The organism is Mediterranea massiliensis, from assembly GCF_900128475.1.
GTDB lineage: Bacteria > Bacteroidota > Bacteroidia > Bacteroidales > Bacteroidaceae > Bacteroides > Bacteroides massiliensis_E.
The window spans coordinates 57,445-84,390 of record NZ_LT635835.1 but is presented as its reverse complement, the minus strand read 5'-3'; the positions used below and the strand labels follow the sequence as shown (position 1 = coordinate 84,390).

Annotated in this window: 32 protein-coding genes; 13 read left to right on the top strand and 19 right to left on the bottom strand. The window is 49.5% G+C overall.

Annotated elements, in window-relative coordinates; translation table 11 throughout:
* Window positions 1-24: 24 nt before the first annotated feature.
* The 12 genes from BQ7483_RS02615 to BQ7483_RS02560 all read right to left on the bottom strand — a co-directional run bounded on the left by BQ7483_RS02615 (window position 25) and on the right by BQ7483_RS02560 (window position 8,944).
* Complete coding sequence (locus BQ7483_RS02615) at window positions 25-441, bottom strand: hypothetical protein (protein ID WP_013616435.1); 417 nt, start codon at window positions 439-441, stop codon at window positions 25-27.
* Window positions 438-1,949: a Y-family DNA polymerase gene (locus tag BQ7483_RS02610; RefSeq protein WP_072544738.1), complete on the bottom strand. Its 1,512-nt coding sequence runs from the start codon at window positions 1,947-1,949 to the stop codon at window positions 438-440. The genes BQ7483_RS02615 and BQ7483_RS02610 overlap by 4 nt, the downstream gene beginning before the upstream one ends.
* A 215-nt stretch (window positions 1,950-2,164) precedes the next feature.
* Window positions 2,165-2,527 (bottom strand): hypothetical protein, encoded by a 363-nt coding sequence (locus BQ7483_RS02605; protein ID WP_013616438.1) that lies wholly within the window; start codon window positions 2,525-2,527, stop codon window positions 2,165-2,167.
* Between the two features lie 5 nt (window positions 2,528-2,532).
* Window positions 2,533-3,189: a ParA family protein gene (locus BQ7483_RS02600; RefSeq protein WP_072544965.1), complete on the bottom strand. Its 657-nt coding sequence runs from the start codon at window positions 3,187-3,189 to the stop codon at window positions 2,533-2,535.
* A 309-nt stretch (window positions 3,190-3,498) separates the two neighbouring features.
* Window positions 3,499-4,134, bottom strand: coding sequence for a CatB-related O-acetyltransferase (locus BQ7483_RS02595; RefSeq protein WP_072544737.1), 636 nt, complete (start codon window positions 4,132-4,134; stop codon window positions 3,499-3,501).
* A 15-nt stretch (window positions 4,135-4,149) separates the two neighbouring features.
* Entirely contained in the window at window positions 4,150-5,439 is a 1,290-nt protein-coding gene (locus BQ7483_RS02590) for an MATE family efflux transporter (RefSeq protein WP_072544736.1), read from the bottom strand.
* A 266-nt stretch (window positions 5,440-5,705) separates the two neighbouring features.
* Window positions 5,706-6,272 carry a YdeI/OmpD-associated family protein gene (locus tag BQ7483_RS02585; protein WP_072544735.1) on the bottom strand — a complete coding sequence of 189 codons (567 nt, stop codon included), beginning with the start codon at window positions 6,270-6,272 and terminating at the stop codon, window positions 5,706-5,708.
* Complete coding sequence (locus tag BQ7483_RS02580; RefSeq protein WP_072544734.1) at window positions 6,259-6,705, bottom strand: hypothetical protein; 447 nt, start codon at window positions 6,703-6,705, stop codon at window positions 6,259-6,261. The genes BQ7483_RS02585 and BQ7483_RS02580 overlap by 14 nt, the downstream gene beginning before the upstream one ends.
* Window positions 6,706-6,732: 27 nt before the next feature.
* Window positions 6,733-7,341, bottom strand: coding sequence for a hypothetical protein (locus BQ7483_RS02575; protein WP_072544733.1), 609 nt, complete (start codon window positions 7,339-7,341; stop codon window positions 6,733-6,735).
* A gap of 12 nt (window positions 7,342-7,353) precedes the next feature.
* Window positions 7,354-7,746, bottom strand: coding sequence for a hypothetical protein (locus BQ7483_RS02570; RefSeq protein WP_072544732.1), 393 nt, complete (start codon window positions 7,744-7,746; stop codon window positions 7,354-7,356).
* 9 nt (window positions 7,747-7,755) lie between these two features.
* Window positions 7,756-8,295, bottom strand: coding sequence for a GNAT family N-acetyltransferase (locus BQ7483_RS02565; protein ID WP_072544731.1), 540 nt, complete (start codon window positions 8,293-8,295; stop codon window positions 7,756-7,758).
* 16 nt (window positions 8,296-8,311) lie between these two features.
* Window positions 8,312-8,944 (bottom strand): recombinase family protein, encoded by a 633-nt coding sequence (locus tag BQ7483_RS02560; RefSeq protein ID WP_072544730.1) that lies wholly within the window; start codon window positions 8,942-8,944, stop codon window positions 8,312-8,314.
* A 357-nt stretch (window positions 8,945-9,301) separates the two neighbouring features.
* Here BQ7483_RS02560 and BQ7483_RS02555 point away from each other — a divergent pair, with 357 nt between their 5' ends.
* The 7 genes from BQ7483_RS02555 (at window position 9,302) to BQ7483_RS02525 (ending at window position 15,709) form a co-directional block, all read left to right on the top strand.
* Window positions 9,302-10,231: a hypothetical protein gene (locus BQ7483_RS02555; RefSeq protein WP_235847291.1), complete on the top strand. Its 930-nt coding sequence runs from the start codon at window positions 9,302-9,304 to the stop codon at window positions 10,229-10,231.
* A 17-nt stretch (window positions 10,232-10,248) separates the two neighbouring features.
* Complete coding sequence (locus BQ7483_RS02550) at window positions 10,249-10,701, top strand: hypothetical protein (RefSeq protein ID WP_072544728.1); 453 nt, start codon at window positions 10,249-10,251, stop codon at window positions 10,699-10,701.
* The gene (locus BQ7483_RS02545; RefSeq protein ID WP_013616450.1) at window positions 10,698-11,093 is read left to right on the top strand and encodes a hypothetical protein; all 396 of its coding nucleotides are present in this window, start codon (window positions 10,698-10,700) and stop codon (window positions 11,091-11,093) included. Before BQ7483_RS02550 ends, BQ7483_RS02545 begins: the two co-directional genes overlap by 4 nt.
* Entirely contained in the window at window positions 11,090-11,608 is a 519-nt protein-coding gene (locus BQ7483_RS02540) for a hypothetical protein (protein WP_204245997.1), read from the top strand. Before BQ7483_RS02545 ends, BQ7483_RS02540 begins: the two co-directional genes overlap by 4 nt.
* Before the next feature lie 64 nt (window positions 11,609-11,672).
* On the top strand, window positions 11,673-12,560 hold the full coding sequence (locus tag BQ7483_RS02535) for a hypothetical protein (RefSeq protein ID WP_072544963.1): 888 nt from the start codon (window positions 11,673-11,675) through the stop codon (window positions 12,558-12,560).
* Between the two features lie 181 nt (window positions 12,561-12,741).
* Window positions 12,742-14,193: a MobV family relaxase gene (mobV, locus tag BQ7483_RS02530; RefSeq protein WP_072544727.1), complete on the top strand. Its 1,452-nt coding sequence runs from the start codon at window positions 12,742-12,744 to the stop codon at window positions 14,191-14,193.
* Between the two features lie 52 nt (window positions 14,194-14,245).
* On the top strand, window positions 14,246-15,709 hold the full coding sequence (locus tag BQ7483_RS02525; RefSeq protein WP_072544726.1) for an OmpA family protein: 1,464 nt from the start codon (window positions 14,246-14,248) through the stop codon (window positions 15,707-15,709).
* A 107-nt stretch (window positions 15,710-15,816) separates the two neighbouring features.
* Here the strand turns inward: BQ7483_RS02525 and BQ7483_RS02520 are convergent, their stop codons facing one another.
* Window positions 15,817-17,250 (bottom strand): AAA family ATPase, encoded by a 1,434-nt coding sequence (locus BQ7483_RS02520; RefSeq protein ID WP_072544961.1) that lies wholly within the window; start codon window positions 17,248-17,250, stop codon window positions 15,817-15,819.
* A 590-nt stretch (window positions 17,251-17,840) separates the two neighbouring features.
* Here BQ7483_RS02520 and BQ7483_RS02515 point away from each other — a divergent pair.
* The gene (locus BQ7483_RS02515; protein ID WP_072544725.1) at window positions 17,841-18,422 is read left to right on the top strand and encodes a hypothetical protein; all 582 of its coding nucleotides are present in this window, start codon (window positions 17,841-17,843) and stop codon (window positions 18,420-18,422) included.
* 51 nt (window positions 18,423-18,473) lie between these two features.
* On the opposite strand, the gene BQ7483_RS17675 is transcribed toward BQ7483_RS02515, so the two are convergent.
* Window positions 18,474-18,836, bottom strand: a complete 363-nt coding sequence (locus BQ7483_RS17675) for a hypothetical protein (RefSeq protein WP_072544724.1) — start codon at window positions 18,834-18,836, stop codon at window positions 18,474-18,476.
* A gap of 87 nt (window positions 18,837-18,923) precedes the next feature.
* Here BQ7483_RS17675 and BQ7483_RS02505 point away from each other — a divergent pair, with 87 nt between their 5' ends.
* The 5 genes from BQ7483_RS02505 to BQ7483_RS02485 all read left to right on the top strand — a co-directional run bounded on the left by BQ7483_RS02505 (window position 18,924) and on the right by BQ7483_RS02485 (window position 20,843).
* Entirely contained in the window at window positions 18,924-19,409 is a 486-nt protein-coding gene (locus BQ7483_RS02505) for a hypothetical protein (RefSeq protein WP_072544959.1), read from the top strand.
* A 17-nt stretch (window positions 19,410-19,426) separates the two neighbouring features.
* Window positions 19,427-19,609 (top strand): hypothetical protein, encoded by a 183-nt coding sequence (locus BQ7483_RS02500; RefSeq protein WP_072544723.1) that lies wholly within the window; start codon window positions 19,427-19,429, stop codon window positions 19,607-19,609.
* A 398-nt stretch (window positions 19,610-20,007) separates the two neighbouring features.
* On the top strand, window positions 20,008-20,358 hold the full coding sequence (locus tag BQ7483_RS02495; RefSeq protein ID WP_013616460.1) for a hypothetical protein: 351 nt from the start codon (window positions 20,008-20,010) through the stop codon (window positions 20,356-20,358).
* The gene (locus BQ7483_RS02490; RefSeq protein WP_072544722.1) at window positions 20,355-20,549 is read left to right on the top strand and encodes a hypothetical protein; all 195 of its coding nucleotides are present in this window, start codon (window positions 20,355-20,357) and stop codon (window positions 20,547-20,549) included. The genes BQ7483_RS02495 and BQ7483_RS02490 overlap by 4 nt, the downstream gene beginning before the upstream one ends.
* A 6-nt stretch (window positions 20,550-20,555) precedes the next feature.
* Window positions 20,556-20,843: a hypothetical protein gene (locus tag BQ7483_RS02485; protein ID WP_072544721.1), complete on the top strand. Its 288-nt coding sequence runs from the start codon at window positions 20,556-20,558 to the stop codon at window positions 20,841-20,843.
* A gap of 47 nt (window positions 20,844-20,890) precedes the next feature.
* Here the strand turns inward: BQ7483_RS02485 and BQ7483_RS02480 are convergent, their stop codons facing one another.
* The 5 genes from BQ7483_RS02480 to BQ7483_RS02465 form a co-directional block, all read right to left on the bottom strand.
* A complete protein-coding gene (locus BQ7483_RS02480) occupies window positions 20,891-22,579 on the bottom strand; it encodes a zincin-like metallopeptidase domain-containing protein (protein WP_072544957.1) in 1,689 nt (562 codons plus the stop codon).
* A 5-nt stretch (window positions 22,580-22,584) separates the two neighbouring features.
* Entirely contained in the window at window positions 22,585-23,196 is a 612-nt protein-coding gene (locus tag BQ7483_RS02475) for a hypothetical protein (protein WP_072544720.1), read from the bottom strand.
* A gap of 81 nt (window positions 23,197-23,277) precedes the next feature.
* On the bottom strand, window positions 23,278-23,439 hold the full coding sequence (locus tag BQ7483_RS17670; RefSeq protein WP_154673563.1) for a hypothetical protein: 162 nt from the start codon (window positions 23,437-23,439) through the stop codon (window positions 23,278-23,280).
* Window positions 23,440-23,461: 22 nt separating this feature from the next.
* Window positions 23,462-24,973 (bottom strand): glucosaminidase domain-containing protein, encoded by a 1,512-nt coding sequence (locus BQ7483_RS02470; RefSeq protein WP_072544719.1) that lies wholly within the window; start codon window positions 24,971-24,973, stop codon window positions 23,462-23,464.
* A gap of 13 nt (window positions 24,974-24,986) precedes the next feature.
* The gene (locus tag BQ7483_RS02465; protein ID WP_072544718.1) at window positions 24,987-26,942 is read right to left on the bottom strand and encodes a zincin-like metallopeptidase domain-containing protein; all 1,956 of its coding nucleotides are present in this window, start codon (window positions 26,940-26,942) and stop codon (window positions 24,987-24,989) included.
* Window positions 26,943-26,946: the final 4 nt, after the last annotated feature.

The following is a 26,946-nucleotide window of genomic DNA, read 5'->3' as shown; positions in this document are numbered from 1 at the left end:
GTTTATAATTTGACAATACATTTTCTATTCGGTCAAAAAACATTCCCCATCAATGTCTTTAATACGGATGACAGGAATACCCGTGCCATCCTCGAACTGTAGAACCCCTTTGTCCGGCTCTACACTCTTGACAATCCCGGTCGCCGTATGATAACTTCCACCCTCTTTCTTATCATCAGGCACAAAATAAGTAACACTAATAGTCGGCTTTTCATCCAATGATTGCAGATAAGCCAGCTTCCTGTTCAGCACTTCAGCATCACTTTCGGACAGTTCCTCTTCCGCCTCCGTCAGCCTTGCGGCCTCTGTGATGGCCGAATCATGTCCGGTCAATGCGGCAAAGGGAGCAAACTGGGCAGCACGGTTATACATGGACATCTGCGGATGTCTTTCGGAAACATGGTGCGGCAGGTTGATGATGTCGTCGTATGGGTGATTCATGCTTTGTGCCCTCCTATCTGTTCATTACGTTCCTTGGCAGTGGCGCCCTCTTCATAATTCAGTCCTTTCAGAATGGCGTTCTTACCGAACTGTTTCTTGATGTTCAGAATGGCCGTCTGTATTTGGCGCTCCTTGGCAAGCCTTTCCTTTTCTTCCCTCTGTTTCCTTTCCAGCGCTTCATAGTCTGTGAACAGGTCATACTGCACCGGAGACGGATTCTTGGCTGCCGTTTCTTCATCGACGACATGGTTCGTGGTCAGGTTGATGCGTCTCACCAGCAGCTTGGGATTGACAATCCGGTCGAAAAGTTCCATGACGGCTTCTGATATGAGCCGGGCGGATGATGTCGGGCTTTCAAGGTTGGCCGTGCCATGTGCGTGCTTCGGGACTTTCCGGCCATAGTAGTCGGTCTTTACTTCACCCTTATATGTTGTCCGTGCATCTTCATTGGACAGACTGGCTGTATCATAGCCGATGGTCAGCACGAGCTGGTCTGTAACCATCCTTTTGTCAAGCAGGTCGAGAGCGGCGCTTTCCGCCATTTCCCGGACTACCACACGGGCTTTCCGTACCGTGTATGGCTCCTGGAGCACCTGCCCGCTGCTGAACGAGTTCGTTGCCGGCTTATAGGCTTTTATAAATTCCATCGTGCAAGGCTCCCATCCCCAGGCATGGTCTATCAGCAGCTCTGCATTGACGCCAAACAGCTGATACAGCACCTCCTCGTTCCTGACGGACTGCCTTGCGATGTCTCCCATCGTGTAGATGCCGTATTGCTCCAGTTTGCTGGCTATGCCTTTTCCCACACGCCAGAAATCCGTCAGCGGTCGGTGCGTCCACAGCTTCCTGCGGTATGTCATCTCATCCAGTTCCGCTATGCGCACACCGTCCTTGTCCGCTGGGATATGCTTGGCCTCGATGTCCATTGCTACTTTGCAGAGGTACAGATTGGTGCCAATCCCTGCGGTTGCCGTGATGCCAGTCTGCCGCAGTACATCGCCGATCATTCTTCTTGCCAATTCGTGCGCCGTGACTCCGTAGGTGGACAGATAATCCGTTACGTCCATGAACACTTCGTCTATTGAATATACATGGATGTCCTCCGGGGCAATATAGTTGAGATATATCTTGTAGATGCGCGTGCTGTGCTCGATGTAATAAGCCATGCGGGGCGTAGCGGCGATATAGTCCACCTCCCAGTCCGGATGAGCTTTCAGATCAATGTCCGACACAGATTTTCCTGTCAGCCTGTATCCCCTTGAGTTTCTTCTGCGCCCGGCATTGACTTCCCTTAATTTCTGCTCAACCTCGAACAGCCGGGCCCGGCCGGGAATGCCGTATGCTTTTAGCGAAGGACTGACGGCAAGGCAGATGGTCTTTTCCGTCCGGCTCCTGTCGGCCACGACGAGATTGGTCGTGAGCGGGTCAAGCCCACGTTCCACACACTCGACCGAGGCGTAGAACGACTTCAGGTCAATAGCTATGTATGTCCTGCCTGTGTCCTGCATGTGTCCTGCATGTCTGTCTTGCCAACGGGTTATCGGTCTCTCCGGTAATCAGACTTCCTGAATCCGCCCCACAGCCCTTTAAGGATTTTGCCTACTACCCAGAACACGGCTATAATCACCAGAATTTCCATACTCTTCTCTTTTTATATAACCATATAATTATGCACTTATATAATTATGATTTTATATAATTATATATTATAACAATATCAATTCTATAACTCATTGAGGCTCTCCTCATTCTCCTCAATGTAAGTCATTATTATTGCGGCTGCAAGCGACCTCAAAGGAATATTACGGTGTGCATTGAGGCGGATTAGTTCAAGCCGTTTCTTTACCTCTTTGGGAAGCCAGATGGCAAATCCCTGCTCGCTTATGCCGGTATATTTTGCGAGGTTTTCCTCAAAGGCTTTCTTGCCTCTCTTGCGGCGTTTTGTCTCCCTTTCTGCGGCAGGGTCGCCGTTCGCATCCACGACGGGTTCTTTATCCTTGCCTGGTGTCGTTATGCCCCGCACGATGTCGTCCAGTCCCATGTTCGCAAGCGGGTTGTCTATTTCCGGTCTGCTGTTCTTTGCCATAGCCTTTATTTTTTAAGTTCAAGTTCCTCGATGATTTTATTGAAAGCCGGTTCAAGCAGTTCCGTCTGGTTTTTCTCCAATGGGTACAGCGTGGAATATCTCTTTATGGCCACGCTCTGCCTCACCATCGGTGTAACGGTGCCGATCAGCCCGAGATACCCGATGGTCTGTTCCCGTTGCCGTATCTCTTCCGCCTTCCTCTCGGCCGCGTTGATTCGGTTGGGGATGAAAATCAGGCCGGCTGATGACACAGACTTCAAAGCCTTGACGAATATGCCTGTGGCGTCCACAGTGTCCGCGTCGAATGATATGGGTACTATTGCCGTATCCGCTGATTGGTAGATGTATGCCAGGTTGCGGTCGTTCAGGTTTCCCGGACAGTCTATCAGTACGATACCCGGCACTTCTTTCAGTTTGCCCATTACCTGCACGAGCCGCTTATGGTCGGACGTGTCAAGCATCTCCACGTTCCACGGAATCTGCGCGTCCGGTGCGGCGTCCTTTTCACGTTGGCGGTGACGGAACAGCGATGCCTGAAGGTCCGCATCTATCACAAATGAGGGGAAGCCATGCTCTATAAGATGATTTGCAAACAAGGCACAGAGGGTCGTCTTGCCAACGCCTCCTTTGATGTTGCTGAATATGACAATCTTGTTTTTCATGCCCATGCGAATTTATGCTATATAATTCACCTACAAAGATACAAAATTATCGGCTCACAGCAAAGGAAAGACAGTTAATAATTATATATTTATGATTTTATATATTTATATAATTATATAGTTGTATCTATTTCGTATCTATTTGTATATCAAATATGAAGAATGTCATATAGTGAAATTGTACAAGAATGAATATAAGGTGATTGAATTCATTATATATATAATTATATAACTATATAATTATATAATCACACAATAGAAGTCATTCCCGTCTGAAGGCTTTTCAACAAGGTTGTAGTAATTCAGCTCCTACTTACCACCTTGCATTTGAAGCAATCCGTTCACATCACCATTCCCGATATAAGCCAAGCATCTCCGTATCTTCTCGGCAGACCAATTCCACCATTGCAGCGTTTCAAGTTCCTGTATCACTTCTTCATCGAAACGCTTCCTTATCGGTCGGGCAGGAACACCGCCGACTATCGTATAGGGCGGCACGTCTTTCGTAACAACGGCACGGGCGGCTATGATTGCCCCATTGCCGATGTGAACACCAGCCATAATCACCGCTTCATAGCCTATCCACACATCGTTGCCTATCACGATGTCACCTTTGTTGTCCCAAGCCGTTGCCACGTCCGATTTCTCCAAATCCCAGTCTTTATAAAAGAGCGGGAAGGTGTAAGTGGATAGGGATTTTAAGGTATGGTTGGCACAGTTGAACAGGAATTTCGCGCCGCAGGCAATGGAACAGAACTTGCCGATTATCAGCCGCTCGTGGTTGATAGGGTAATGGTAAAGCACATTATTTTGCTCGAAAAGCAACGGGTCGGACACAAAATCATTATAGATGGTATAGTCTCCCACCTCGATAGACGGGTCTTTCACGACGGCATTCAGGTACACGGTCTGCGTGTCGCCTGCGCGTGGATATATCTTTTTCATTATGACGTTCTGTTTTTAATAGTGTTTATATTTCAGATAAATGACAGAAAGCAAGCCGAGTAATATCACATACAGATATTCTGCTGTCCAATAAACGGACAATGACGTGCTGAAACTGCTTATGCTCCACAAATAAATTTGATAAGCCACGATAGTTATCAGTTGGAAGATAAACGTCATGCGTGTCGCCCCCGTACCTGTTACGCTGTTCATATAGACATAGCCGGGCAAGGCAAAGATGTAGTTCAGCAACATGACTACAAACGGCAAATGGGCAATCTGCATCAGAGCTGTGCTTTCCGTATAAATACCGATAATCGGACGATAGAAAATCACGGCAAGGATGACCAGCGGAAAGCCGATGGCATATCCCAAACGGACAACACAGTTACATAGCGGGATAACCTGTCTCTTTTGTCCGGCTCCCAACAAATTGCTTACCAGCGAACCGGTAGTAGCCGCCAGCGAATTGACGATGACAAAGAACACCGTCGAGACACTGCGTATGACATTGGTAGCTGCCAGTTCCATTTCTCCCAAATGCTCGACAGCTACGAAGAAAGCAAGCCACGAGGCCACTCCGATAAACGAATGGAACATGCTCCATACGGACACACGACAAACATGATGTAACAAACCTTTATCAAAGTTCCAATACAAACCATAAAGCCGTCTGTCCATTTTCCGTAAGACATGAATTGTCAGCACAGCCAATGAACACGCTTCGGCAAAAGACGATGCGACGGCTGCACCCGCTATCCCCATGTCCCAATGGAATATGAGCAGCCAGTTGCCCGGAATGTTCACCAATACGGCTGTCAGGGCCGCCACGTTCAAGGCTTTTGTACGGGTAATGCCGACCAGAAACGAGCGTAAGGCAAGGAACGGAAAGGAGAACAGCAGTCCCCATATTCGTCCGTCCAAATAATCAATCACGGCATGATAGACTTCCGCAGAAGTTATCAGCCTACTTAGAATCATCGGGGAAAACAGCTTGGAGAACAAACACAAAAGGACAGCAAGTCCCGACAGGAAAAACAATCCTTGAAAGAACGTCTTCCCTGTTTCGGAATAGTGTTGTTCGCCGTTGCGCCGTGCGATAACGACCTGCAAGCCCAGACTGAAACCGAAGCCGAGCATATAGACAGCCAGATACCAAATCCCGGCAAGGGCGGATGCGCCCAATTCTATTTCTCCCACATGCCCCAGGAAAATGGCATCAGTGATATTGATAAGTTGTTCGATAAGGATGCTCATCATTACAGGAAAGTTGATGAGCCAAATATGTTTATATGTATAGTTCATTGTTCAACTTGACATGGTGCGACAAGTCCCGCTGCATAAGGCGGCATGACACATCGCATGGTTATAAATTTGGAATAATGGCAAAACAAAAAAGGACAAACCTGTTATAAGCCTGTCCGTTGCTGAATAGCTTGATTAAAATGCTATCCGTTGAGCGCAGCTATATGCACACTTGCCATTTCATACGGGTTGAACAATCTTTGTTTTTAATATCCAAATACAAAAGTAGTAAAAATAGAAATGGATTGATACTATTTCTGTATTTTTTATAATCTTCCGTTATCATTCCATTCTCCGTAGAGAAGTCCTTTTCGGGTATTTTCTATGAATTTGTTCAGGCGACTTTCAAAAAGTTCGGGCTGATTCTTCTTGATTTGGATAGTATCAATCCTGATTCGCTTATATAAGTCAGGGAATTGGCAGAAGTTATTCCACACTACCGGATCGGATTGTAGTCTCTGCAATATATCCTTGTCAATGATAAAACCATTAGGTGACATATCCGGCAGAACGGCTCTTCCGGCATCAGTCATCAGTCCTAACCGCTCCATCCTACGGCATCTTTCCTTGTTAAGCTCGGACCAATTGCTTCTCGGTTTTCTGGGACAAAGTTTCTGGGCTGTTACATCATCTGCTATTTTCTTAGTTGTACTGTCTATCCAGCCGAAGCATAGGGCTTCTTCTACAGCATCAATATACCAGAAAGTATTGTCATCTGTAGGTCTGCCACGTTTCACAACTACCCAGCATTCTTTTTCTGTTTTATGGTTTTGTAATAGCCATTCACGCAGTTCGGCTCTTGATTTGGCATCCAATAAATTATGAATTTCCATTGTCGTCTATTGTTTCAATTTGCATTTTGCAATGTTGGTCTCCCCGTAAGATGGATTCACAAATAGTTACCCGAAAAGTCCTGTCTTTCCATAATGAATGCAGGACGTAAAGGATGCTTTGCCTGGAGCACTCACAGAGCAAAGGTGTTGAAACATAACCTTGTTTATGAAGCCCACAGGTGCATTCCAGGAAATACAGGTTATAAACAGAACCTTTCTCTATCGTTTCGCATCTTACACCCGGCAATTCATTGGCCTTAGAGAAAAAATCGTCCATATTTCCTTTTGCCTGTTCATACAGGTCTTTATAAACCTGAAGCGTTCCGCACTGTACGCAATGCTTTCCGCATTCCGAAAAGAATTGCTCCCTTTGTTCCGCTGCAAGTTTGGCAATTCCTTTCTCAAAACCTTTGAACCAATCAGCCAAATCCATAAATTGCTATTTTAAGTAGTCAAACTGTTATCTTTCTTTTGATATATAAGCAGGGTAATCGTCTTTAGACAAACTTTTCGCTAACGTGTCCGGATTTACCTCCCAAAGCGTAGGAATATATTCAAACACGGCTTTCCCCTTATCAAGGTGGAAACGGACTTTGGCATCGAACGCAACAGGCTTATAGTTGTCATCTCCTATAGGGTTGTCTCTATACAACAACTGGTTTTCTTGCCATTTCAGTTCTTTGCCGTCAAAGTTCACATCGAATATTCCGCAGACCACGGCTTCCATCGTCTGATTTTGGACTGTTGTTGAGATACAACGCATATAGCCGGTCAGTTGATTGGTGCTTTTCCGCATAGCCAATTCATAGCGAAACACACTCGTTCCGGTATAATCTTTGGCAACGGTCATTCTTGAGCCTTTCCCATCTATATTATAAATCAGTTCATGCGTGACTGTGGTCATATTGAAGCCGAAGCCGTTTTCGGTTTTTGCCAAATCGGAAAACACTATCTTGTCGCTATACACGCCTTCTAACTTTCCGTTGTCAAGTTGATAGACTACATCATCCGTAAACAAATTCTTGCCAATGATATTTTCCTTCAGGAATTGAATTATTTCGTCTTTCATATCTATTTCTTTTTAAGCTAATCTGCATTTCTTCATCACGATTGGTGATAATAAAGTAGTCGCCAGAACCAACAGCCATAAATTGCCGGACAACGGATTGTAAGCGGCTAAAAGTTCCGAAACGGTACTGCCTCCCGCCAGTCCTGCGGCAAATTCAAAAGCAATCGTCAACAATGCCCAGCCTACCCCAATCAACCAGCCATCTTTGGAGGTAAAGGCTTTTATCATTCGAGGCAATAGCATCCAAGTTATCAGGAAAATACACACGCTTAAAATGATTCCGCTGACAGGCAATGCCCATTCCTCTCCGATAGCTTCCACCAATACATATTCCCTCAGCCCGCCATTGAGGATGGCTACGGGAATAAAACAGAGCCAGACGGGAAGAGATTTTAGGACGTTCATATTCTTTTATTATTTTTCCCATTCCTCCTTCGTCATCCGCATGAAATGCTCCGTGCGGACATCGCCAAGCGGGGAGGTCTTGCCTTCTTCCGTATGATGGAAACGGAAACCGCATTTCTCCATCACCCGGCAGGATTTCGTATTGCCGTCATAATACCCGCACCAGACGGCGGTCATTCCCAAATCCTCAAAACACCTTCGCAGCAGGCGGCGCACGGCCTCTGGTATAAGACCCTGTCCCCAGAACGGCCTGCCTATCCAGTAGCCTATTTCAGCCTCGCCTGCCTGCATTTGAGTGTGCAGACCTTCTCCGTCCATGATTCCTGCGCTCCCGACAGGCTCGCCTGTCTCTTTCAGGACCACAGCATAGGTCTCCGGAGCGGAAAACACAGTCCGGATCACATTCAGGCTGTCTTCCACAGAAGTATGAGGAGGCCAGCCCGCAATAGGGCCGATTTCGGGATCCCGGGCGTATTTATATAAGGATTCTGCATCCGACTCTTGCCAGGGACGCAATATAAGTCGCTCTGTAACTATCTCTTTATCCATTGTTAAAACTTTAATTTCACTCCGTTTCTTCTGTTCCCTTTTTCCGTCTCGGTCCTTTGGTCCGTCCTCTGTTCAAATTGACATTGTATTTGTTCAAAATACGGAATATCGAACTCATGCTGCTGAATCCGCTTACATTGGCAATGTCGTCCATAGAATAACCGGCATTGTACATATCCACGATGGTTCTTTCCCGTTCAGTCCGGGATAAAGCCTTCACCGTCTTGGCCGGAGATTTGATGTTCTTTTGGAACAGCATGATATGGCTGGAAGACTTCCGCAATGCGGCTATTTCTTCCGGAAGGGCTCCAATCATTTCAAGAACCTCCGCCGCCGTAGTTTCCTTGAACAGTTCATTACAGCTGTCAATTCGGTCATGAATGGAAATCAGGCGCACGACCTTGATTCTGCACATCTCTATGCAGAAGGCAAGTTCCCGCACTCCGCGAACCGCGTTACTGAACTTCGATACCACAAGCTCGTCGCCCCGGTCAAGGGCATTCATGAGCTGTTTCCATTGCGGACGCATCAGCTCATGGTCAGTCTCTTCCTCAATCACCTGTACACAGCCGAATTTCAACATCCATTCCTTATCGGCCTCGTATGAGTCATAGTGATTAGCCTTGAATATGTATCCAACTTTTGCCATTGTCTTATGCTGAAAATAATAACCGATGCAAAGATAATGTTTTTTGTTTGTCTGAAATCATACTCCGATATATTTATTCTAAAAATCGTATTCTGAACTTACTTTTTCTTTCACTTGTTTTCATTGGAAATCATACTGTTGAATATGAATAAAAATAATTATCAAAATGCGGTTTTATATCGCGTTTTATGGCAAATATTGTATAGTTTTGTGTCGTTTTTAGTCTGAAATTGCAAGATGATAGATACAAAATCATATTCAAAATCAAGGTCTCTTTTGGCCGGGTTGGTTGCCGCATCGGTAGCCATGTTCCTGTCCGTATCTTGTAGTAACGGAAATGGCAGTGCCGAATCGTCAATGAAAGAAGATCCTGCCGGAACATACGGAAAGTTCCTAAGTGAAATCAGAAACATGGACAGCCTCTCGACGGAAGAGCTGGCAATTAGTATCAACCGGTGGCAGTCCCTCAAGGATTCCGTCTTTTTCTATGCGACACAGGACACTTCCGGCAATCCCCATTCCGACCTGTACGGTAAATGCAACGAGGTTCACGATTCTCTCCACACGGAGTTCACCCGTCTGGCAGGGTCAGCACCGCGTTCCTATCAGGACGTGTTCACGCTCATGGAAAGGACTTCTCCCTATTGCGGCGACAAGGAACTAACGGATGCGGCAGACAGTATAAGGCCGTTCTTCTGTTCTCTTGACAGTATCCCGCCCCTTGCCATTGACGGCAACGGCATTCGTTCGGCGTACCGCCGGTTGCTTGCCGGGACATTGCAGGGCGGAATACACAATCTTACCGACTTGAAAACATTCATCAGGGACGAGGATGTCATGTTCCGCACCTTTCTTGCGCACCTTGACGGTCAGACCGAAGAGGATGTGTCGGATTTGACAAAAGACACGGAACGGTGCTGTTCGTTGGTTTTCCTCGCTGCGGAGAAAAAGGAAATATCCTACCGGGATGCGATGATATACATGGCCATGCGTACCAACCGCCGGATTATACAGAATGCGGTTGCCTGCCTTGATGACATCCGCGAGGACAAAGTAAAATCCAAGGCGCAGGCATTCGGATATGCGTGCATGATACTGCAGCCCTACATCTCGATGGACGGCATTTGTATGGCCTTGCTTTCCGGATACGAAAAAGAGAAGTTGCGCCACATTGCGGAACAGACGCCTGCGGCTTTTACCCGGCTGGGAGATGTTCTGCAGTCGGACAATAACGGACTGGCGGAACTGCCCGGCACGCTGATGGGGATATACATCCGGACATTATGAACGAAACACAAACAGACATGAATATGCTACGACATTTTCTGAACGATTTCCTTTCTTTCGTCCCGTTGCAGTTGCCGCAGCTTCTCGATGTGACGACAATGGAGGAACCGCAGTTCTACGGAGACTATGTACTGCTTACATTTCCTCTACGCGACACCTACGAGTTGGAAGAGGTAATGGACATGTTCGAGGACGACATGGAACTGATTACGCTGTACCACCATATCCCGATGCCGACGGAGCAGTACGGGCACAGTACCTGTGCGTACTCCAATCCCGCATTCGGGCAGATGTTCAAGATGAACGCCAAGACCGATGCCGATGGCAGGGTCAGCTGCGTTTTCGCCACTATTTACGATTCGCTCGATCTGATGTACGGCGACCTTTGCCTTGATCTCAAACTGCATTCGAAAAGTGGCACATTGAAATACAGGAGGAACAAGGAAGACTTATTGATGGATTTTATATGAGAAATACATTGTACCGACAGATGGTGTACTGGATCAATGCACACAGGACATGGATTGAGGTGGCCGATGCCAGCCTTTACAGGGAGCACGTCATCGCAAGGAGCGACAGGACAGACTACCTCGTTTCCCGCACGCTGGTCCTACGGGCATTCAAGCCGAACGGAGGCTGTGCCGAAGGCACCGTGTGGAACATTCCCGAACACGATTTGGACAGGGCGTTGGCCACATTGCGCAAGCAGGACAGGCAGTTCCGTCAGCGAATCAAGAAAGCCGCCATGTATCTCACGGCTCCAGATGCAGAAGCCATCATACTGTTGGCCACACACGGCATTGTACGTTTGGAGCTGCTTGAACAGCCCATACATTTGACATCAAAGCCATCCTACCTATGACCAGCCTTCTATTACAATTTGTATTCATAGCACTGCTTGTCATTCTGCCGATGGCGTTGTACAGGAGCCGCCGTTCCTTCATGGCAGCATTCTACCGTGCCATGACAGACAATGCCCAGGCCCGCAAATTCTACACGCAGGTGCTTGTGGTCCTGTTGCTCCTTTTCCATTATGTCTATACGACCGGACATCCCGGACAGTTCGGCACGGTATTGTCTGCCATCGTATGTGCCGCCATGTTCTCCGCCAGGAGGACGGACAGATGGCTCCGCAAGCTGCTCGACCGTCCGAAGGCATTTGTCGCCTGCGGCGTCTTCGCACTGGCTGTATGTATCGTGCCGCAGTTGTTCACCCTGTCCGTTACCGTCTCATATATCCTTCTGGCAGCCCTGTTCTATCCCTCCGGCAGAGTTCTGGCCGAATGGGAGGATAGGGACAAGAGACTTTACCTGTCGGAACATCCGGATGAGATGTCCGACATCTACCATTGCAATCATCACGCGAGGCTGCCATGATAATGCGGACAGAAGCGGCCTTATCTTATCCGCACAATAGTCAATCACAAAAAACAGAATGAAGATGAAGAATAAAGAAGAAATGACCGCAACCATATCGACATGTATCGGTCTGTTCGACTTCCTCAAGGAAAAGGTCGGTGAACGCAAGACAAGGACGGAAGCCTATTGCGACCTGTTGGACAAGTCGCTGGCAGGCTTTGTTTCCCCTTTTTTAAGAAATCAGGATTTCGAGCTCAGGCCGAGGCAGTGCCATGTGACCGTTTCAGACCTCGCAACCGAATGGCGGTGGCACAGGGCCACTGTCCGTTCCTTTCTGGATACGCTGGAATCATTCGGACAGCTGGAAAGGACGAAACTGCCGAAAAGCATGGTCATCACCATGCACCTGCATGATGGCAGCCATGCCGTACCCGATATTGTACAGGGAACCGCAGGCATTGTCCGTCAACTGAACGGAATCCTGTCCGAATGGATAAACGGCAGCATCACTTCCGATGACGCTGGTATTGCGTGTGGTCAGATTGTACACCAGGCCATCACCGATGCCGGACTCAAGTATGAACTGCCGGAAGACGACTGCCGTGTCACCTTGCAGAAGTTGCCGGAGAGAATGAACGCGCGAGTGCTGGAAATCCACACCACCGCTGTGGAGTGCATCGTCCTTGCTGCCCTGCGGAAAGTGTTGCGCCGGTCGAAGCCGGAAGAAAGCATGAAGCTCATGCAATACTTCTGTTTTGATCTGGGAGCAAGCTGGCCGTCATTCATTGACCTGTCAAAGACCCTTGCAGAGCAAATTCTGAACTCAGGGAAAGAAAAGGACATCGACCACGACGACGACCGTCAGCTGCTCCTTGACGACCTTCACGACCCGTTCCTGTCGGCTGCGGCGAAAGCCCTGGAGAAATCCGCAGGTGCGGACTGTCGAACCCCATTGTATAACCACGGATAATCCGTCCTTCAGCCGGCGTAGCCGTCCTGCCGTTTATAACAGGCATCCGGGCTTGCCCGTCTGCCACCAAACAAAGGGATGGGGAGCCTAATACCCCAATGACAGGAGCCATTGGGAGAGATGTCCAGGCAGGCAGCAAGCTGGGACATGAAAGATTATCCAATGCAACAGAAGAAGCAGTATGGCAAATGCAAAACAGGTTCTCGACGTTCAGGTCTCCAAAGGAATCACCACCGCCCAAAGCAACGAACATCTGCGTAACCGCAGTGAGAAGGCGGCGGAATATGCCATGAAGAAAGGTAACTACGACCCGACAAGGGAACATCTGAACTTTGAGATAGTAAACGGCAAGGTGCGTCCTGTGGACAAAAGCCGGAGCATTCCGGATAGGATGGCCGACAGTCTCCGTCTGCGGGGTATTAAGGACCCGAACGAAGGACTGGTGGAGCCCAAGTACAGGACGGTGGTCAACATTATCCTCGGCGGCTCCCGCGAGCTGATGCGGCAGCTTGCCTTTGGAAAGCAGGATGTAGATTTCGAGCAAGGAGCGGACAACAGCCGGATCGTCAGAAAGCCGGAAATTGAGCAGTGGGCAAAGGATGCCTATAGATTCATCTGTGACAAGTATGGCGAGCAGAATATAGCGGCGTTTGTTGCACATCTCGATGAACAGAATCCCCATATACATTGTACGCTACTGCCAATAAAGGACGGCAAGTTTGCATACAAGGAGATATTTGCCGGAAAGGACAAATACGAGTACAGCGCGAGAATGAAGCAGCTGCACAGCGACTTTGCCGAGGTGAACAGGAAGTGGGGACTTGCCAGAGGCAGCAGCGTCTCAGAGTCCGGCGCTCGTCACAGAACGACCGAGGAATACCGCCGTATGCTGTCGGAGGAATGTACGACCATCGAGGAGCAGATTGCCCGTCATAAGGAAGTCCTTTCGGACCTCCGGTCGGACATCAGGCTGGCAGAACGCAGGGTCAAAGGATTGACCTCTATGGTGGAAAATCTCCAGAAGAAGCAGGCGGAGAAGGAAGCAAGGCTCGCTGTTCTTGAAGACGAACTGAAAGAGCACAAGGGCGATGCCGATGCCATATCCGCCGAGACGGACAAGCTGAAAAAGGAGCTTGCCTATATCCAGCTTAAACTGGCAGACAAACAGGATAAGCTGAAGCTGGCTGACCGACAGCTGTCCGACCTCAAAGAGAACATGGATGCCATTCAGGAGAGGACAGAACATCTCAAGGAAGAAGCCTACAAATACTCCCGTGATGTCCATTCCAAAGTGGACAGTCTGCTCAAGGATGCGATGCTGGAAAATATGGTGAATGAGTTCCGTGACCTTTCGGCACGGATGACCGGGCCGGAACGGCAGATGTTTGACGGCACTCTTGTACAGTCCATAGCGGAACAAGGGAAAGAGGTCATGCACTGCGCCACCTTGCTATTCCTGGGCATGGTCGATGATGCCACCACCTTTGCCGAAACACATGGCGGAGGCGGAAGCAAGAGCGACCTCAAATGGGGACGGGACGAAGACGAGGACAACCGTGCATGGGCTCTCCGCTGCATGAGGATGGCAAGTCGCATGATGAAGCCTGCAATCGGCAGGAAGCCCAAGCGTTGACCGGCATCCCTGACCCATAAATCAAAAGAATCAACCAATAAAGTATCAGATTATGACGAAACATATCATTTTGTTCTTTGCGGCACTTTGTTCGCTGCACAACCATGCGAATGCTGCACCGTCGGACAGCGATACTGTCCGATATGAAAGTTTCAGTAACGGCATTGAAATGCTACGCCCGATGCAGCCCTCTTATCTTGACGGAGTGGTAGTCCCGACACGCAAAAGCGGCAACTGGTTTGTCAGCCTGTCCGGAGGGGCATCGGCGTTTCTCGGCACGCCGCTCGGCTGTGAAGACCTTTTCGGGAGACTCAAGCCTTCGTACACTATAGGTGTGGGCAAATGGTTCACACCGTCGGTCGGCGTCCGTGTCAATTACAGCGGGCTGCATTTCAAGGACAGTCAACTGTCCACACAGGAATATCATCATGTCCATGCGGATCTGATGTGGAATCTGCTCGGAAACAGGTATGCAAAACAAGACGAGGTTCGCTGGGGGCTTTCCCCGTATGCGGGTCTCGGACTGCTGCACAATGCGGACAACGGACACAACCCTCTTGCCATATCATACGGCATACAGGGCCAGTACCGCATATCCAGGAGAGTAAGCGTCCTGATGGAACTTTCCGGGACGACCACATTCCAGGACTTCGATGGATACGGGAAAGCGAACCGTCTCGGAGACCACATGCTCTCGCTGACGGCGGGATTCTCTTTCAGCATCGGCAAGGTCGGCTGGAAACGTGCTGTTGACCATCGCCCGTATGAAAGACGCAACGAGTGGCTGACCGGCTATGCGAACACCCTGACAGAACGGAACAGGCAATATGCCGGAAAGCTGGACAAGGAAAGAAGGACTTTGGACGAGCTGAAGAAGATTCTCGAAATAGAAGGGCTGCTTGACACTTACGGACATCTGTTTGAAGACATGGAAGCCGATGACAGGAGGTTTCCCGTAAACAATTACAGCGGACTGAACTCCCTCCGAGCCCGGTTGAAGAACCGTCATTGGGACGGCAACTCGCCCCTTGTAACAGAAACGGGTACAGACAGTATTCAGGGCATGAATACGGACAGCATCTGCAAAGTGGGAACGGACAGCCTGCCCGGAAAACGGAATGCGGCAACCAACCGCCCGGACACTGTTTCCGCAGCCGGTTATTTCGCCCTCATGCAGCATGGAGACGAATGTATAGGTTCTCCGGTCTATTTCTTCTTCGACCTTAATGCAGCCCGCCTTACGGACTCTCTGCAAAAGGTCAATCTTGACGCGCTCGCTCATGTAGCCAAGAAGTATGGACTGTCCGTAAAAGTCACGGGAGCGGCAGATAGCGCAACCGGCACAGCTTCTATCAACAATGCGTTGAGCACAGCCAGAGCCGATTACATTGCCGGTGAACTCATCAAGCGTGGCTTATCGGCAGAAAGCATTACCAGAACATACGAGGGCGGCATATCGTATTATGTGCCGAACGAAGCCAACAGACACACGAAAGTAGAACTTTATTTCAGATAAGTAGTCTTTTTGTTCATAAATGGAAACTGCTTTTTCATTTTTTGTGCGAGCCTGTCCGTGATGGATTGGCTCTCACTTTTTTATTAGAATCTACTTCTGACTATCGCTTATGCCTGAAAAAGATCATCCATAGTTACCTCACTATGGACAATACTTTTATGCTTTCCACCTACTACACCGTATGTCGTCACAAAAGTGATAACAAGCGATTTCTTGTTTTTTGTCGCCATTCGGAACAGTCCCATACGTTCCCTCAGTTTTTTTTCATAGCTGTCGGTGATGCCATATTGGTCCGTGCTGAATTTCATTTCGCACAAGTGGATAATCCTGTCTGCTCGTTCGATTATCAGATCAATCTGAAAGCCGGGAATCCCTTTTTCAGGATCGGCCGTGCTCCGCCATGTGGATATGGCGGTTCCCACTCCGGCAATCCCAAGTGCTCCTTTAATCTGTTTATGGTGATTCAGGCACACCAATTCAAAACTCAGCCCCATCCATGCGGATACACTGCGTGAACTCATGTTGTTGCTCCACCACCTGTCGTCTTTGGTGTTGTTGTTTTCAATGAACTTATAATAGAAGAGCGTGTAGAAATCCGTAAGCCGGAATATGTTGTTTCGGACTTTTTGCCCATATTGTGACAACCGGGTGATAAAATCGCAACGCTCCAGATTCTTCAATATTTTGCTGAGAAACGCACCTTCCAAGCCGGTGGCTTTGGCTATGTCCTCCCTTAACATCCCAGACTTGTTTTCTGACAATAGTTTGACTACAGATATATAAGTGTCCGCATTGGCAAAAAGGGCGTTGTATAGTTCATCGAACTCATTTCTCAGCAATGCTCCTTCGGTGAAAAACAGCCGGTCTATATTCTGAACAAGGCTATCTGACATGTTCAGAAGGCTCAAGTAGTATGGTACGCCTCCTAATATCATGTAGCATTGTAATATCTGGTATCTGTCCCATTGACAGTTCCTTTGTCTCAGGTATTCTTCCGTTTCGTGCAGATTGAACGGTGGCAGGTGCAGGTTGCAGGTGACTCTTGCATGGAGACCGCCTTGATTTCCTACTATTTTGTCTGCCATCCATGATGTCGCCGAACCGGTGGCGATAAGCATGATGTCTGTGCGCCTGTTGCACCATCCGTTCCAAAAATTCTCCAATGCACTGACGAAGTTCGAGCGTTGTGTATCCATCCACGGCATTTCATCAATGAAAATAACCTTCTTTCTGTCAGAGGGCAATGTTTCAAGATAATCTTCAAGCGCATTGAAGGCATCATACCATGTCTCCGCTTTCGGTTGGCGTTTCTTGGACTGGCGGTGAAGTGCCCGCATGAAGTTCTTTATCTGAATCGTTGCTGAAGTCTTATGCTCACCCACGAACGTAAAATCGTATTTGTAGTTGAAGAATTTGTCTATAAGATATGTCTTACCTATACGACGGCGGCCGCTTATAATGACAAATTCCGAACGGTCTGAATCCAGACAACGTTGTAAATCCTCACATTCTTTCTTTCGTGAAATCAGTTTGTCCTGCATGATACTCTGTATTTGGGGCAAAAGTACTTAATCTGAATGTAATAGCCAAACTTTTTACGAATAAGTTTATACTTTATCTGCTAAAATAATCGAGATAAAGTATAAACTCAGCAATATGTGGTGTTTGGGAGATAATACTTTATCCGCGATGTATCATCACTTAAGGTATGAACTCATCTCCCTATCCAAAAGGGTATTTGTATGATATCCTTTTGTATCCAGTAATCACGCTTACTTTTATACTCCGCAAGTTCTGTCCGCTTTTAATCTGCCTCATAGCCACTCTCTCCGCTTTCTGGCATTCCCTGCCGGAGTGATTTTCCCATGCAAAAGTACAGCGTCCGTCCAGCCGTCAAGTACCGCTACGCTAACCGGTTCACGGATTGAGCGGCAGCCTTCCCAAATCGAAGATGAACCGCCGGTTCCCCGCAGGGTTGGGTATTCCGTTAAATCCCTGACAGTTTCCTTGCCTTACCTGTTCTTTACACGCTGTCTGTCCTGCATGTAAAATCTTTCCCGACAAGGAAGCCGAAGAAGGCTTTCGAGAAGAGGGAGGAAAAAGAAAGTTTAACGAATAAAAATTTAGAGTTATGCCAAACTGGTGCAGTAGTGCATACGCAATAGAGGGCGATGCAAATGAAATCAAGAGCCTCTATGAATTAATGAAAGGATTGGAAAACATGGAAAAGCCTTCAGTGGAAAATGGCTTCGGGACTACATGGCTTGGATGCCTTGTAGATGCCCTGGGCAAGGATTGGAACGATGTAAGCTGTCGTGGTGAGTGGAGCTGCCTTGAAATGGACGGCGAAGTGATAAGGTTATACACCGAAACGGCGTGGTCTCCCTGCAATGAGGTGTTTGACCTTGTGAGGGAAAAATATCCGTCACTTTACTATTATTTTCAGGCGGAAGAGCCGGGCATGGGAATTTATGAAACGAACGACATTTCGGGTGTCTATTTCCCCGACAGGTATTTTTTTGATGCCTGTACGCCCGAAGAAGAGTACATCAGCGAATACTTCGAGAATCAGGAAGATGCGTTCAAGTGGATTGAGAAAGAGACTGGGAAACCAATAAGGTCGGCAAAGGATGTCGAAGCTCTTGATGCAGAATGGAGTGAGAAGTACGAAGATGCTTTCTGCTACCTGCATGAGTTTGAGGTGATAAGTTGACTCGGGTAAAGGGGCATATCTCCCGGGCTGCAAGTCAGTTCGGGGGATTTTTCATGTCATCACAATCCTTTTTCCGGTTCCTGCTCCCTGTTTTAACCGGATGCCTTGGAAGGCACTGCAACCTTTTGTATGTCCCTGCCGTCCTGCCTTTTTATTCCGCGATTTCTGTCCGCTTTTATCATGGGCCATCGACCGTTCCTCCGCTTCGGCATTCCCCGCCGGAGTGATTTTCCCATGCAAAGGTACAGCGTCCGTCCAGCCGTCAAGTACCGCTACGCTAACCGGTTCACGGATTGAGCGGCAGCCTTCCCAAATCGAAGATGAACTTTCAGTTCCCCGCAGGGTTGGGTATTCCGTTAAATCCCTGACGGTTTCCTTGCCTTTCCTGTTCTTTACACGCTGTCTGTCTTGCATGTAAAATCTTTCCCGACAAGGAAGCCGAAGAAGGCTTTCGAGAAAAGGGAAGAAAAAAGAATGTTCAACAAATTAAATTTCAAGATTATGCACAGCAAAATTTTTCAAATCACAACGACAAAGGTGGACAAGGAATGCTATCTGAACGAGGACACGCTTATGCAGGGCGATAACAGTTATTTTGACTATTGCGATAAAATTGACGAGGAGGAGCGCAAGTACCACATTGACGTATTGGTAAACCATATCCTGCCCAAAGGGATGTTCGAGCTTGTCGATGAAGATACAATCCGCTACATCGGTGGGGTGGAAAAGTGGAAGGAAGAATTTGTCGCAGGTTTGCGTAACAAGGTGGAAGCCGTTACTCCCGACACTGTACAGGATTGGATTGGCCCGGTCTATCAGCTTGAAAAATACTTGAAGAACCCGCTTGAAACAGCTTATTGGTTTTACACGGATACGGAGGGTGCGCAATCCTATGCCGAACAGTCTTACGAGTTTATGCGCGAGGTTTGTGGGTATGAACCCGGCACGCTGCTCTACATCGGAGGCGTCATTGATTATCATTTCTGACTCTAAATTAAAAGATTATGAACGAACAGGAAAGAATTGATTTAAAACGGAAATTACGGGAGGGACTTGCAGAATTGAGACTGACTTTTGACGAACTGCATAAGACCCTCGAATGGGCGGAATTGACGGAATGCTATCCTGAAGCATCCGCCGTATATAGGCGGATTGAATATCTGGAGGACATTGTAAATAAGATATGATTTGAATGACAAGACAGCCATCATCGGCAGAGGCGGTATCCCAGCCGGTGGTGGCTGCCTCACAACGGGACTGGCCGAGCCTGTTATAACATGCCCATAGGTCATGGTCTCCCTCCTTTTATAATGGATAAAGCTCATTTCCATGTACCGCCAACACCCCCACAGGCTGTTTTTATGCGGCAAAGGTACGGCGAACGGATAGCCGGTCAAGGACCGCATTGCCTATCAGGATAAAATTTGACGGAAACTTTCCGTAATCACAGATAGCGGCTTTTCATAAAATTTCACCGCTGATTCCTTGCCTGCCATCCTTGTCTTCGCCGTGGAAACCGCACATAAAAACAATCCCTGCGGCGGGTCGGAAGACTCGGAACAAAGGGAAAATAAAAAACAAAGCTATGACAACAGTAGAACTAATCAAAAGCATCGCCTTCGATTTCGGCTGGACAGTAAGCACAGACGAGGAAGAAGACACTGTAGTATTCGATTTCCGCTATTACACAAAGCATGGACTGGATTACGGATTTTGCGCCGAGCTGACAGGAAACAAATTTGGCGGGTTTCTTGGGGATGTGGAGCGGTATTGCGAGGACTTTGACCCCGACTATGAAGCCTATCGGTGGATTGGCCATGACGGGCACGGCAAGTGTGGTGCACCTTACCATATCAAGGACATTGTGGATGAGATGGAAGAGGCGAAAAGACTTTTCACAGATTTTTATAACTCATTAAAAACAGCTTTGACATGAGAACAAAGACACTTTACAGGCGGGATGGTGAGAGAATAGGTATAAGCCGTTTCCCTAATTTCCACAAGTCCGGGAGCATTGCCGGAATGAAAAGGCTGTACTACGGTAAGAATGCACTTCTGGTGCGGTGCGGCAGTTGGATTTATAATGTATCAAGCGAACCCGAAATTTATTATAACATAGCTCATTAGATTATTATGGAAAGAAGAAGTAAAAACAATTTTCAAGGTTGGAAAAAAACAGTGACTCTAAAGTTACTTTGCTGCAATATTGCGGCAGGTCGTTTCGACTGGCGGAAATACTGTACGCCGCAGCCTTATTATGGCCACGAGATTTGTGTTATACCCTTGCACAGTTCTTACGGTCAGATAGGCTATACCGTGTATTTCCCTTATGCTAATATGCCGGAAGTAGAATACGATTGGGAAAAGGGCAGACTGACCGTTGATGAAGAAAATTGGCAGGAGTATTTTCAACAAAGCTGACAAAGACACGGGGCTGGCATCCACACCGGCCCCGTGTTCCTTTTTGTCTATCGCCGCATTCCGCCGCCATATTCTGCCTCTTGTAGCTCCTCCCTGTATTCGTCGAGTTCGTTCAGCTTCTCGTTTACGGCCTGCAGGTTGGCATCGAGCGTCGAATTGTAGTCGTATGGGAAGCTGTGCCGCACGGCAAGACCCGCATTGCATACACCTCCCACATCGAGCGCATCCTTCTCCCTGTTGTACGCTGCATACAGAATATCCCCGTTCGGCATTTCGAATACCGGCATTCTCTGATGCGTCAGTTTGGCAAACTGTTCAACGACCATATCCTTGGCAAGCTCTTTCACATCCACGCTCGCACGGTCAATGCCGTAGCGGTTGATGTGGTCGCGTACCTCCTGCTCCGAGTATTTCAGCATCACCTCATAGGTGCCGCCCACGCTCCCGTTATACACGACGGCAAAATCCTTGTCTTCGACAAGCAGGTCATCACCCCTATGCTGCAAGGGAGTCTGGTAGGTGTATTGTTCATCCATGCCGTTCCCGTCATAATATTCCTTGGCGCAGGCCAGCAGCCCCTCATAGTCTCCTTTTTCCCTCAGTTCGTCAAGTTGGCTCCTGTCATCGGTGGTTTGCAGGTAAGCCACGGACGCATAGAATGTCTTTCCCTTTGGAGAGGTCCCGTTTGCTATCCGTTCCGTATTGTCTTCGTCCAGTCCCCTTGCAATCCTGTCCACCTTCTGCGTGATTATAGAGGATGCCTTTTTTACATCCATCAGGGTTGTCTTGATGAACTGCGGGGACTCTTTCAATGAGTCGAGCCATGATTTGAGGTAGGCGCAGCTGTCTTCCTTGATGTGTTTGGTCATGCCGTAACGCTGTGAGACCAATGCGCTGCCGAGTTCGGCCACCAGTTCCTCCCTGGCATATTCCTTTGAACCGAAGGCTGTCGGTTCGAGGCGGTCGAGCACGCCTTTCGCACCGGTGGAATGGGTCATCTCGTGGAACAGGGTGCCGTAGAACGCTTCCCCGTCCTTGAACTGCCTCTTTTCCGGCACTACGATTTCATTCTTCGTAATGGAATAGTACGCACTATCCTGATGCATGGGCCGTATGGGACAGATCCACAGGTTCTCGCTTATCATCCGGTCCACCGGCTCGAAGTCGAACTGTTCGCCTGCCTTGACTTCAGGACGGCCGTTTTCCTTTTCCAGCTTTTCCCACAATTCCGGACGCGCTTCCCGCAGGTTGGTCTGCTGTACGTTGAACACCCTGAAAACCTGCATCCTCGGATAGACATTGTACTCCTTCTTCTCATCCTCGGAGAGATTCTTGTAGTCGTCATACTTGATTTTCTCCTTCGTCTCCTTGTGTATGCAGGTGAAAGTGGTGAGCATCACCGGGAAGGATTTCTCGCCGCGCAGCACGGAGACCCTCGGCAGTTCCTGTCCGTCCTTTCCCGGCTTGTTCATCCGCTGCACGCAGTCGAAGGTACAGAAGCGGGGTATTTTGTATCCCTCTTTCTCGCAGTGCAGCATCAACATGAAGGCGTTCATGCCGTTGTATTCGCGTCCGGACAGGTTGCGCGGCCACTGCAATGCGCCTTCCGTGAACCAGGGCTTGCGCCAGTCCTCATTGATGCTTTCTATCTTTTCAATCATCATCTCGGCGAACAGGTCGAGAGCCTTTTCCTCGCTGTTCGGCCCGTCCGCGTTCTGTCGTCTGTAACCGGCCATATCCGTCATCTGTTATCGTTGCCGGCCTCCGGCACATACTGGTTGAGTTCTTCCACACGGCAGGAGATGTCCGGCTTGCCGTCGTATAGGGAGAGGGACATTTCTCCTTTCGCGTCCACCTTGACACCCGGCTGCAGCCACTCCTCCTTTTCCTTGCCGAAACAGAAGAAGCGCACCCATTGGTACTCGAACCCGTCATTGACCTTCTCCGTGCTGAACGCGGAGAACATCAGGTACGGCTTGCCGGTCTTGTCCTTGCGTTCCTCTATGTGCTTGCCGGTCTTTCCACGGAAGACCATCTGCCCCTTGACGGAATCCGTGTTCCCGGCATCGGAAAGATCCACGGAATCTGCCGACAGGTTGAAATAGAGCTTCTCGCCCCTGCGTTTCAGCAAAAGGGTGCCCGTGACCTTGGCACGGGAGCCGTACCGGTATTCATGGACGGTGTCCTGTCCGCCGTCTTTGCTGACACTGACTTCCATGTTCCCCTCATTCCCGTTCTTTCCGGGGATGGAGACCTGGAGAGGAAAACTTACGAACTCCTTGCCGTCCTTGCCTGTGCGGACGGAGGCGTCGCGGCTGATCGTGCCGCATAGGGTAACATTGCATTTTATCATCGCTTGTCTTTTTTTGATGTGTGACATTTCCACCGGAAAGCGGAAACGGCCTTGTTGAAGTTGAACCGGAAATTCCCTTTGCTAATCGGGTGCCCTGATACGGATGTAGATTATCCATGCGGCAAGCAGCACCTGTATCCCGATGATGACAAACGCCGCCACCCATCCGAACAGCTTAAGGTACATGACGGTATGCAGCACGCACGAGGACAATCCGAGTACATAAACACATAATTGCATCATCACGCTTTTCATATTTTCATTGCTATCTTTTCAGTCCTTCTGTCTGTCCCTGCAGTTGTTCCATTCCCATCTCGAAGTTGCGGGAAGCCGTCTCGGAGAGGATGACCGTGTTGAGCAGTCCACTCACGCGCATACGCTTGGTCTCTTCGGAGAGAGAACAGTTGTTCAGCGTGGCCGACAGGCGGCTGAGTTCGGCAGAGGAAAGCTCCCTCGACATCTGCATGTTTCCGTTGTCGGCATGAAGCACGGCCTTGCCGTTTTCGTTGATGGTCAGGGTGCAGCTTTTCATACCCGGCAACAGGGATTTGAGGTCGATTCTCCCACTGTCCATCGCAGCGGACACTTCCGCTTTCTGCCTTTCCTCTTCCTTGTTGTCAATCTGCACGGCCAGCAGCATCAGGGAGGTGAAGGCGGTCATGGCCATCTCCACGACAGGATCGCTGCATCCGGACAGGCCCACGCCGCTGTCCTCCGAGGAGAGCAGTTTTTTCATCCATCCTTCGGTGGTGAGCGGTTTTCCGTCCCTGGTGCTTTCCGTACTCCTGTATCTGGCGAGCAAGTCGTTGCCGTTGTGCAGCACCTGCTGCCGGATGCTGCCTTTCTGGGCGATCTCTGCGAGGTACGCCGCCGGGTCGATGTCCCGCTGCGTGCCGTCCGCATAGATGTTTTTTACCCCGAAATGCAGATGTTCGCCGCCCGTCTTTCCGAGCTGCTGCCCGGACTTGACTGTATCCCCGGCCTTGACGGAGACTTCGCCGAGGTGCATATAGGTACACTGCACCTTGCTGCCGTCTTTCCGGCTGTATTCCACGGTCACGGACTGCCCGCTACCGCTTCCTTTCACGGAGACGACCTTGCCTCCGTTTTCCGTGGCGAGGACAGCATCCCCGGCACACCGGATGTCCAGCCCCTTGTGGACTTTCTCGCCACCGTTGGCCGTGCGGTCGTCCACACCGAACGGGGTGGTGACAAAAAGGAAATCCTTCCTTTCGACCGGAAAGGAATAGGCCGTGTTTTCAGATTTTCCCAAAGGGTTTTCCTCCACGCCGAAATGCCGTCCCTGTGCCGCCATTTCCTGCATGACCTGACGGTCATATCTGTCAAGGCCGTTCTGCTCGATGATTTTCTGCAGGTTGGCGGCATAGCCGCTTCCCGTGGCATATCCGGCCCGGGCGATGCCTTCCGTCCACCCCTTGTAGTCATCCGGCGACAGATTGAAGCAGGCGGCATAGCGGCTGTTTTCTTTCAGGAAACGGGAGTGGTGTTCGTAGGAGTCGCCTACGGAGTCATAGCTGCAGAACTTTTCGTTCGGACGGTCGTCTGAATACAGGGCATACCGGCCTCCTTCGGCAATCCATGACGGCGTGGCCTTGATGCCGAAATGGTTGTTCTCGTTCTGTGCCAGTTGGCTCTGGCCGTTGCTGCTTTCCAGTATGCCTTGTGCCAGCGTCACGGAGGCGGGAATACCGTACCGCCGCATCTGTTCCATCGCGTATCCGGCATATTTCTCTGCGTATTCTTGATTTTTGCTCATTTCTTATAAATCTTCATCGTTTCATTCCTGTTTTCTGTTCTTCCTGTTCACTCTGTTCCGGCTGCCTTTCGGCTGATGCCGCTGTTTCCACGGAATTGTCCCGTGCCTGTCCTTTGCGCAGCACATCGGCAAAGAGAGCGGCTGCCAGGTTCAGCTTGTAATCGTCCCTGTCCTCGGCAAGCCACATCCGCTGCCATTGCTGTTGCGTGACGCTTCTCGGTTCCGGCCTTCGCCCGTCGATGGTCGCCGCGCACAGGATGCCGTCCTGCTTCGTCTTGAACACACTGACGCGCTGGATCCGGCTCATGTCTATATCCTTCTCCCCGCAACTGAACAGGTCAACCTTCAGGTCGGGTTTTGTTTCCGCAAGGGCGTAATACTTGTGTGCCAGTTCCATGCGCACTTTGTCAATGTTGTTCATCGCCTGTTTGAGGGTGGAGAAAAAACGGTTCACGTCCTCCTTGTCCGGATAGACGCTGTAACCGTTCTCGTTCTCCGGCTTGATGTAGAGTGCCCAGCGGTTCTTGTCGTCCTGTATCATCTGCACCCGGTCGAAACTTACCTCGCAGGCCTGCTTCACCGCAGGAGCTACATCCAACGTGGACAGTTCCTGTATCTCCCAGTTTTTCAGCCGGGCCAGAGATACCTCCTTGCCGGAGAAATAGCTGTCGTCGGGCCTGAATCCCAATGCCCCGTCCGGATTGAAAAACCGTATCTGCTCGAAGCCCTCTTTACGCAAGGCTCTTTCGATGCGGCTCTTGTTCATTCCCGGCACCTCGTTGTCCACTTCCGTCGAAGCACCGGCCGGCAGAACCACATCCGCCGTTTTCGCGGCGTTGTCCCTGACCACAATGATGGTTTTCTTGTCCTTGTCCGGATGTCGGGCTATTTCGTCCGCTATGGCATGGTGTTTCGGAAGTTCCGCCCTCATGTCTGATGTCTGTTTCCGGTTGCGGATGGTGGCGTATTCAATCTTCTCGCCGCGTTCCGCCTTGCGTATCACTTCAAGGGCGTTATTCACGTCGCTTTCGATGGCGGCCATCATGAGCGGATTCTCCTGAAGTTCCCTGTTCCAGTATTCCACCGTCTTCAGACTCTCTTCCGACAGTCTTGCCGGCAGGCCGAGTTCCAGCATCTTGATGCCGGAAGCCACTTCCACAATCAGCCGTTCCTGTTTCAATGCGTCCTCCGAGGGTGCCATGCCGTTTTTCATCACCATGCCTTCACGTGCCAGACGCTGCTGGTGACCGGTGGCGCTGACAATCTGCCGAAGGGTTTCCTGTATATAATCGTGATAGTGGTCGAAATTCCGCTGCCGGGGCATATAGACGGCATCCTTGTCCGTTTCGTAATGGGGCATTCCGCTGCCGTCGTAACGGACGGGGACAAGGCTGTCTTTCATCTTCAGCAGAAAATCATTGAAGCGGATATGCAGCTTCCGGTTGTCCGCTTCCGTATAGCCCCTTTCCGCCACACCGCCGTATTGCCTCAGTGCGGCTTCATAGGATGGTCTGTCCACATCCTGCAGGGTGGTCTGGTCTATGTTGAAGAGGGTGCGCACTTCCCGGTTATGCACGCCTTTGTAATGTTTCCTGTCCTGTTCGTCCAGTCCGAGATAGGCTGTGCGGCTGATGATCTCTTCCGGATTGTTCCGGTTGACATATCTGTTCCAGTTGTAGAAAAGGAAAGGCACGCCCCGCTCATGCTCCCGGACGGACATACCCATCGCTTTGGCTTCATTATAGTGAATGAAAAGATTTGACCCGCAGCCGTTCTTGTCCGAGTGCAAAGCCATGAAAAGGGCATTGAACGGACTGACGGACACGCCGCGCGGATGGAACTTGGGATAGCCTTTGCCGGATGCGTTCAGCCAATACCCGTTTGCGTTCGAGGCTCCGTTCAAGGCTTCGGAAAGCAAGTCTATCTGCTTCCTCTCTGCATTTTTCTCTATGGGTGATTTTTCTTTCATACTC